This window comes from Pseudomonas sp. 21615526 (assembly GCF_013386245.1).
Taxonomy (GTDB): domain Bacteria; phylum Pseudomonadota; class Gammaproteobacteria; order Pseudomonadales; family Pseudomonadaceae; genus Aquipseudomonas.
Map to the genome: position 1 here is coordinate 1 of NZ_JACAOM010000155.1, position 8484 is coordinate 8484.

Genomic DNA, 8484 nt, shown 5'->3' on the forward strand with positions numbered 1-8484 from the left:
CCAGTTGCAGGCAGTCGTGACGGTTCAGCCGCTCACCGAGCACCTTCACTTCATCGGCCACGCTGAACACCAGCACGGTGTGCGCGGCACTGAAGAAACGCTGCGTGCCGTCCATCCATTGCAACCGCGCTTGATAGCGCTGCGGCGAATAGATGAGGTTGAAATCGCGGATCGGCCCGCCGATCAAACGGCAGGACACCTGGCTGTCACCCTTGAACGGGAATGGCTGCAGCGGTAACAACCCGAGCTGTTCCTCGCCATCCACCGTCAGCACCATGCCCGAGCCTTGCAGCACGGTGATAATGCGCTGGTACCCGGCAAAGGTGGAGAACCCGCCCGACTCGGCGATATCGGCAATCGACAGGCGCCAGCCGAAACCGTCCAGGCCCTCCCCCGCGTCACGGGTGATTTCTTCAGTGCTGCCGCCACCGTTTTTCCACGGCATGCGAATGTAATCGGTAGCGCGCCAGACTTTCATCGAACTCATTTACTGAAACGTCCTTCCAGGCTATGACGGGAACCGGGGTGGATCAAACGTGCGGCCGTGACCGGTTGGCGGCCAGACCAGGTGCGGCGGCGAATCAGCAGGCACGGCTCGCTGGTTTCGATTTGCAGCAGCTTGCATTCGTCAGCGTCGGCCAGGATCGCCTCGACCACGTGCTCGCCTTCGGTCAGCGGCGCCACCTGGTTGAGGTAGGCATAGGGCGTTTGCTGGGTGAAATCCTGCTGCAGGTATTCCGGTGCTACCAGGGCGTTGACGAAACGGTCTTCGATTTGCACCGGAATGTCGTTTTCGTAGTGCACGATCAACGAGTGGAACACCCGCCCGCCTTCGCGCATTTCCAGCGCGACGGCGCGCTCGGAACCGGCGGCTTCTTCCCCGAGGGTAATGACCTTGCACGTATGGCGATGACCGCGGGAGGCGATCTCATCGGCAATGTTGTGCACTTCAAACAGCGCCGACTGGCTCTTGGGCTCGGCGACAAAGGTGCCCACACCTTGCATGCGTACCAGCAGGCCTTCGGCAGTCAACTCGCGCAGGGCGCGGTTGATGGTCATGCGGCTGAAGCCCAACTGGTTGACCAGTTCGCTTTCCGAAGGCACGCGATAATGCGGCGGCCAGTTGCCGTTGAGAATCTGCTGGCTGATCATCTGTTTGACGCGGGCATACAAGGGCGCCGGACTTTCGTCCATGTGGGCAGCCAGTGGAGACTTGGCGGGCGGAGTCGACACAGGAAATCCTTGTAGGTGAAAAAGAAGCATAGCTTGCCGGAGTTTACCGAGCAGGCAAACGTCTGTATATGTATATACAAATAAACACACGACCGGGGTGCCTGAATCATGTCCGCTTTCTTTGCCGAACGCGCGCTGCTGCCTAATGGATGGGCCAACGATGTACGTCTTGAAGTCAGCGCCGATGGCCTGCTGACCAAGGTTGAGCCCAACGCCTGTGCAGACGGTGCCGAACGGCTCAGGGGCCCCGTGCTGGCGGGCATGCCGAACCTGCATTCCCACGCATTCCAGCGCGCGATGGCCGGGCTGGCGGAAGTGGCCGGCAACCCGAATGACAGTTTCTGGACCTGGCGCGACCTGATGTATCGGATGGTCGGCAAGATCCGCCCCGACCAGTTGCAGGTCATCGCGCGCCAGTTGTATATCGAAATGCTCAAGGCCGGCTACACCTCGGTGGCCGAATTTCACTACGTGCACCACGACGTCAGCGGCCAGCCCTATGCCGACCCTGCGGAGCTGTCGCGGCAAATCAGCCAGGCGGCCGCCAGCAGCGGTATCGGCCTGACGTTGTTGCCGGTGCTCTACAGCCACTCCGGTTTCGGCGGCCAGGCACCCAATGAAGGCCAGCGCCGCTTTATCAACAGCACCGAAAATTACCTGAGCCTGCAATCACGCCTGCAACCGATTCTGGCCGCGCAACCGGCACAACGGCTGGGCCTGTGTTTCCACTCGCTGCGCGCCGTCACACCGCAACAGATCAGCGAAGTGCTGGCCGCCAGCGACAAGGCGTGCCCGGTGCACATCCACATCGCCGAGCAGCAGAAGGAAGTCGACGACTGCCTGGCCTGGAGCGGCCAGCGCCCGCTGCAATGGTTGTATGACCATGTTGAAGTGGATCAGCGCTGGTGCCTGGTGCACGCCACCCACGCCAATCCGGAAGAAGTGACGTTGATGGCCAGGAGCCGGGCGATTGCCGGGTTGTGCCTGACCACTGAAGCCAACCTGGGCGACGGGATTTTCCCGGCGGTGGACTTCCTGGCCCAGGGCGGGCGAATGGGGATTGGCTCCGACAGCCATGTATCACTGAGCGTGGTGGAAGAATTGCGCTGGCTGGAATATGGGCAGCGGCTGCGGGACCAGCGGCGCAACCGGCTGTATCGCAGCGATCAGCCGATGGTTGGGCGTACGCTGTTCGATGCCGCGCTGGACGGCGGTGCCGAAGCGTTGGGGCAGCCGATTGGGCGCCTGGAAGTTGGCAAGCGTGCGGACTGGCTGGTGCTGGACGGCAACGATCCGTACCTGGCGACAGCGAACGAAGACGGGATCCTCAATCGCTGGTTGTTTGCCGGTGGTGATCGCCAGGTGCGCGATGTGCTGGTCAACGGGAAGTGGGTGGTGCGCGACGGGCATCACGCCGCCGAAGAAGACAGCAGCCGGGCGTTTACCCAGGTCCTGCGGGATTTGCTGGGCTGACAGACGACACATAACAAATGTGGGAGNNCCGCTCCCACATTGGATTGGCGCTGTTTCGTATTACTGCGAGGTCTTCGCCATCTGCTTGTCCGACGTACGCCAGATCAAACGCGTGGTGTCATACCCCTGCTGCCGCGCCCTGCTCAGCAGGTCTTCGCGGGTGTCGGCGCTGACCGTCGGCGTGCGCGACAGCAACCACATGTAGCGCCGGCTCGGGCTGCCGACAATGGCGGTCTTGTAGTCATCGCTGACGTACAGCACCCAGTAATCGCCCTTGGCCACGCCCGGCAACAGCGAGGTGAACCAGTTATTGAATTCGACCCACAGTTTGTCGGTCTTGCCGGCGACCTGCGGCGTTGCGGTGCCCTTGGCTTCCTGCCACTTCCACTCAGGGGTCAGGCAGCGGTTGAACACCGACATGTTGCCATCGGGCAACAGCGTGTAGCGGGCTTCGGACTGCGCACAATTGCGCTGGAAGTACATCGGCAAACGGGCCAACTCATACCAGGTGCCCTGGTAACGCTTGAGGTTGACGCTGCCAACAGTCTTGGGTTGCAGATCATCGCCAGAATGGCTGGCGCAGCCCGCCAAAAACAGGCTGGCGCAGAGGTATAGAACGAAACGCATCATGTTGTTTTTCTCCCGCAGGCTTTCGCCCCGGTTTACTTCAGGCCTTGCCCGGAAAAAATCAGTACTTTGTCACCGGCATATTGCACGCTGATAAAGCTGTTTTTATCGCCCCAGGTGCAACTGGACATACCCAGCGCGCCAGAACAATCAGTCGGCTTGCCCAACAACGACTCCACCTCGGCCTTTGGCATGCCGGCCGACAGTTTTGCGTAATTTTCTTGAGTGACCTTGCTGCAAGCGGCCAGAAGCACGCAAAACGACAACAGGGCGAGACGGCGTAACGACATGGAAAAACTCCTGGAGAGACGAAGCAGCTTGGGGGTCTGCCAGAAGCTTAGAAGGGAAAAGAGGTGTCTGGTTCCCGACGAGCGAAAACAAAAAAGCCCCGAAAACGCTGAAACGTTTCGGGGCTTTTGCTTACCGCAAGGACTTAAGCCTTGTGGTAGCCGGTCACACGCTCAACTTCTTCCTTCGAACCCAGGAACACCGCTACGCGCTGGTGCAGGCCTTCAGGCTGGATGTCGAGGATGCGCTGGTGGCCGTCGGTGGACGCACCGCCCGCCTGCTCAACCAGGAACGACATCGGGTTGGCTTCGTACATCAGGCGCAGCTTGCCTGGCTTGGACGGCTCGCGGCTGTCGCGTGGGTACATGAACAGGCCACCACGGGTCAGGATGCGGTGCACGTCGGCAACCATCGCAGCCACCCAGCGCATGTTGAAGTTCTTCTTCAGCGGGCCTTCTTCGNNCGTCGCCCAGGGTCAGCACCAGCATGGTCTGTGGGCCGTAGATCGCGTAACCGGCAGCTACCTGCTCGGTGCCCGGCTGCAGGAAGGCCTTTTCGTTCAGGGCTTCGTTCTGGCTCAGGTATTCGTTCGGGCAACGCAGTACCGAGAAGATAGTGCCGACTGGCGCGTTGATGTCGATGTTCGACGAACCGTCCAGCGGGTCGAATACCAGCAGGTACGCGCCTTTCGGGTATTTGCCCGGGATCTGGTAGGCATTGTCCATTTCTTCGGACGCCATGCCGGCCAGGTGACCGCCCCACTCGTTGGCTTCGAGCAGGATTTCGTTGGAGATCACGTCAAGCTTCTTCTGCACTTCGCCTTGTACGTTTTCAGTGCCCATGCTGCCCAGGACACCACCCAGCGCGCCTTTGGACACGGCGTGGCTGATTTCCTTGCAAGCACGCGCCACCACTTCGATAAGGAAGCGCAGATCGGCAGGCGTGTTGTTGCTGCGGGTCTGCTCGATCAAATAGCGACTCAGGGTAACGCGGGACATGGAAGGCTCCGGAAATGGGGGGCTAAAAACCCGCGCAGTTTAACGCGAGTCGGGGCGTATTTCCTCCTATCAGAGGATTTAAACCCAATAGAGTTCATGGACTTTATTTAACGTGCCACCGGCGGCTTGCGCAGCAAACTGTAGGCCATGGCGCCCAGGGCCGCCACACCGAGCAGCAGCACGGCCCAAAGACCGAGCTTTTTCCAGTTCGGCCCGGCATCAACCGGGGCCGCGACCGCAGGCGATGTCACCACCGCCTCGCCCGCCACCTTGGCCTGCCCAAGCCCCGCGAGACGTTCGGCGCTGTAGTCCGGAATCAGGGTCGACAGCGGCAAGTTCGCGCCTTTCACCGACGGATTGCCGAGCACAAGGGTGAACGGTGGCTCGCCCCGCGCCAGGAACACCAACTGCGTGGCCCGCACCGCAAAGCTCAAGGTCGGCGCCTCCACGCCCAGGCCACCCCCACGCTCGTCCACGTCGAGCTTGAGCTGCGCAACAGCCTGGCCCGGCAACTGCAGTTCGTTCTGTAAAACGTCCTGGCCATTTTGTGTCAACCGGTAGAGCAAACCGCTGCTCATGGGCTGCCAGGCCTGATTACTTTCCCGGCGGCCCGACAAGGTGACCGGCGCCAGGCTGTTGGGTTGGCTCAAGTCGATTCGCAAGCGTTCGACGTTCAGTGCGTTGGGTAACTGCCAGCTGTATTCCCCGGCCTTGAGCCGGCTGCCCGACAACGGCTGCGACCACACCAGCGGCAACGGCAGGTTGTGGGCGCTGACACTCTCCAACTGCGCCGACGTCAGCGCCGGTGCCGCCTGGCCTTTCCACAGCAGACGCAGATACCGCGCCGACTGCCCCGGCAAACTCACTTCATGCTGCTCGACGCGCTCATCGGCAAACGACAACCGCGCCACCTGCCCTTCGCCCCAGGCGCGCCAGTGCTGCAAGTCGTCGCTGGCTTCGATGCTGAAACGCTGGAAGCCGTCGCGCTCGCTCGTCCAGTCGAGGATCAGTTGCTGCAACGGGGCCTTGATCGCACTCGCGTCGAGCAACCAGCCGCGCAGGACCTCTTCGCCGGCCTCCAGTTGGCTCGGCGGCTGCACTTGCACCAGCGTGCCGGTGGACGTGGATTGCACACGCACGCTGGGCACGGCTTCGGAGGAGTCAGCCGCAGCGTACAATGGGAACCACTTCACGTTGGACAGGCTGCGGCTTTCGGTGCTTTGCGCCGACTGCCGCGCCAGCGCGTAAGCCTGGGGCTCGCCAGCGGCGTTGAACACCCGCACATCACCCAGGTCGGCCTGACGGGCGCTCAATTGCACCGCCAGCGGCAGTTCCAGGCGGTACCACGGGCCTTCGCCACTGACCGTCAGCGGCACACGCGTGGTGAAATCGGCGGGCGTCTCCTGGGCCCAGGCCGATAACGTCGTGCACAACCCCAACAGCGCCACACTCAGCTTGCCCATCAAGAGGCCACTCCTTCAGTTTCAACCACCGGCTCGGGGCGCTTGGGGGGCAGCGGGGCGAAATAGCCCACCACCAGCAACAGCCCGCCCACACCGATAAACGATACGATCCGCGCCAGCCCGCCGCGGTTGCTCAATTCGACGAAGAACAATTTGGCGACCACGACGGCAATCAATGCCGCACCGATCAGCCACACCTCACGCCGGTGACGCAGATAGCCGCCTATCATCAGGCTCAGGGCAATCAGGGTCCACACGATCGACAGCCCGGCCTGCACCAGCATCGACTCCAGCAACGCATCCAGATGGAACGGCACGCCACCCCAGTGATGAGCCGTGCGCATCACCAGCGCAGTGAAGAAGGCGAACAACGAGACACCGGAGACCGCCTGAGCGACCAGTTCGGCGCGCGGCCCGCGTTGCGGTGCGGCACTGCGGGACCACAGGTACACACCCAGCAGCGCGAATAGCAATCCAATATCCAGCGGGTTAAGCAGCGGCACATACGGCAGCGGCTCGGCGGTGCCGTCGCTGAAGATATTCGCCAGCCAGAACCAGCCGAGCATCAACACCGCCAGCGGCAACGCGGCATACAACCGGTACTCGCGCGGGTACGCCGACACCGGCCACGGCCAACTGCGTGGCGCGGCGGCCAGCACCAGGTACAGGCTTGGCAGAATCGCCCAGCCCAGCCAGCGCCAGGCGTTGTATTCCTCGGACAGCAACAACAGGCCGTAGCGCAACTCCAGCGCCAGCACACCAATCAACAGCCAGCAGCCGAGCACGTGCGCGGCGCCCAGGGCTTTTTCCGGGATGACCAACGCCAGGCGTCGCAGCGACACGAAGTGCACCGCAAACACCGCCGCCCAGGCCAGCCAGGCGAAGTTCGCCGCCGGGTGATAACGCGAGCCCCACGCGCCCAGCAACACCACGCCCGCCGCCGGCATCAACAGCGTGCACAGCAAGCCCAGCGACGCCCATTGCAGCCTCAGGGCCAGCACCACCCAGATCGCCACACTCACCGCCGCTACCGCCAACAGCCAGGTGCCTTGCAGCGTTGATGGTGCAAAACGCAGCACTTCACTGACCAATGCCAACGTCCACCAACCCGCACCCCACACCAGCAGCACGTCGGACAGCCGCTGCAAACTCAACGCCTCAAACACCGGCGCATGAGGCCTGCGCTGCAAGCGCCAGGCACCGACCAGCGCCGCCAGCCCGAGCACCATTGGCGTCCAGAAACCGCTATGGCCCAAAGGACGCAAACCCTCGCTGGTCAGCGGCCCGAGCAGGTCCGGCACCGCGATCAGGAACGAAGCGCCGCCGATCACTTGCAGCAACAACCCGAAGACAAAACTAACGCGCTGTTGCAGGTACAGGCTCAGCCAGATGATCAACAAACCACTGGCCGCCCACACGCCGCTGGCGGTCTCCCACGGCAGCACAAACAGCACCGCCAGGTTGATCAGCACCAACCCGGCGAGCAACACCACCGACAGGCCACGCAACAACCGCACATCGCTGCGCACCATGGTGTCCCGCGCGGCCAGCAGCATGCCGCCGATCAATGCCAGGCCAATCAGCGATGTGGTGAGCAAGCCGCTCCAGCCCGCACTGAACACCGCGCCTGAATCAGCACCCGCTTGCAGGCGCAGCAGGAACAGCGCACCACCCAGCAGTTGCACGGCAAATGCGGTGAAGAGGAACGTACGCGAGCCGATGCGCAGGCCCACCAGCAAGGTCGCAAGACCGGCAAGCGCCCAACTGATGGCCGTGCCTTGGGTCCACAGCAGCAACGGTGCGAGCAGGTACAAGAAGCCCAGGCCCACACTGGCCAATACCGGCAAGCCTCGACGCTCCCATTGCGCCGCGTGCTCCACCGGCGCCTTGCGCAACTGGTCGAAACTGAACAGCAAGGCCGCCCCCAGCAACGACGCACCCAAGGGTGCACCGTCCAGCAGGCTGGTCTCGCCAATCCGCAATTCGCTGAGGAACGCCAGCGCCGAACCGACTTGCAACAGCAAGCCAAACGCCCGTGCCAAAGGCCGCTGCTGACGCAGGCCGAGCCAGAAAATCCCGGCGCCTTCCACGGCCCAGGCCGCCGCGGTCCAGCGTGCGTCGAGGCCCAACGGAATCGCCAGGCTGGCGAAGATCACACCCAGCGCCAGGCAAGTTTCCGCCAGCAGCAAGGCGCGCCCGCCACTCAGCAAACGAGCCAGGCCCATATAGATAATGCCCAGGGCCAGCGCGCTGAACGCAGCGGCAAATTCCAGGTGCTGCACCAGCGCAAACTGCAAACCGAAGCCCACCAGCGGCGGACCGAACAGCATGCTGCCGTCCACATAATCGCCCTTGGCCGCCGACCAGCGCAGCAACGCGCCACGGCTGTCATCGTCCGGCGC

Annotated in this window: 7 protein-coding genes and 1 pseudogene; 1 reads left to right on the forward strand and 7 read right to left on the reverse strand. The window is 62.8% G+C overall.

Features of this window, described 5'->3' with window-relative positions; translation table 11 throughout:
• A partial coding sequence (locus HX786_RS29380; protein WP_178912966.1) for a HutD family protein occupies positions 1 to 487 on the reverse strand: 487 nt, incomplete at its 3' end.
• A complete protein-coding gene (gene hutC / locus HX786_RS29385) occupies positions 484 to 1194 on the reverse strand; it encodes a histidine utilization repressor (protein ID WP_003217980.1) in 711 nt (236 codons plus the stop codon). The genes hutC and HX786_RS29380, both read right to left, overlap by 4 nt.
• A 147-nt stretch (positions 1195 to 1341) precedes the next feature.
• On the opposite strand from hutC, the gene HX786_RS29390 reads away from it, so the two are divergent.
• Positions 1342 to 2706, forward strand: a complete 1365-nt coding sequence (locus tag HX786_RS29390; protein ID WP_178912967.1) for a formimidoylglutamate deiminase — start codon at positions 1342 to 1344, stop codon at positions 2704 to 2706.
• A 60-nt stretch (positions 2707 to 2766) separates the two neighbouring features.
• Here HX786_RS29390 and HX786_RS29395 read toward each other — a convergent pair whose 3' ends face one another.
• The 5 genes and pseudogenes from HX786_RS29395 to HX786_RS29415 all read right to left on the reverse strand — a co-directional run.
• Positions 2767 to 3336: a lipocalin family protein gene (locus tag HX786_RS29395; protein ID WP_003217984.1), complete on the reverse strand. Its 570-nt coding sequence runs from the start codon at positions 3334 to 3336 to the stop codon at positions 2767 to 2769.
• Positions 3337 to 3368: 32 nt separating this feature from the next.
• Positions 3369 to 3623, reverse strand: a complete 255-nt coding sequence (locus HX786_RS29400) for a hypothetical protein (protein WP_003217986.1) — start codon at positions 3621 to 3623, stop codon at positions 3369 to 3371.
• Positions 3624 to 3766: 143 nt separating this feature from the next.
• Positions 3767 to 4619: pseudogene (locus HX786_RS29405) on the reverse strand (class 1 fructose-1,6-bisphosphatase).
• 107 nt (positions 4620 to 4726) lie between these two features.
• Positions 4727 to 6082 (reverse strand): DUF3999 domain-containing protein, encoded by a 1356-nt coding sequence (locus HX786_RS29410; RefSeq protein ID WP_178912968.1) that lies wholly within the window; start codon positions 6080 to 6082, stop codon positions 4727 to 4729.
• Positions 6082 to 8484 (reverse strand): DUF2339 domain-containing protein (locus tag HX786_RS29415; RefSeq protein WP_178912969.1); only part of this gene is annotated, 2403 nt, incomplete at its 5' end. The genes HX786_RS29410 and HX786_RS29415, both read right to left, overlap by 1 nt.

Coding starts and splice junctions, on each gene's coding strand:
- hutC (WP_003217980.1), bottom strand. CDS start 1,194: ATGGACGAAAGTCCGGCGCCCTTGTATGCCCGCGTCAAACAGATGATC.
- HX786_RS29390 (WP_178912967.1), top strand. CDS start 1,342: ATGTCCGCTTTCTTTGCCGAACGCGCGCTGCTGCCTAATGGATGGGCC.
- HX786_RS29395 (WP_003217984.1), bottom strand. CDS start 3,336: ATGATGCGTTTCGTTCTATACCTCTGCGCCAGCCTGTTTTTGGCGGGC.
- HX786_RS29400 (WP_003217986.1), bottom strand. CDS start 3,623: ATGTCGTTACGCCGTCTCGCCCTGTTGTCGTTTTGCGTGCTTCTGGCC.
- HX786_RS29410 (WP_178912968.1), bottom strand. CDS start 6,082: ATGGGCAAGCTGAGTGTGGCGCTGTTGGGGTTGTGCACGACGTTATCG.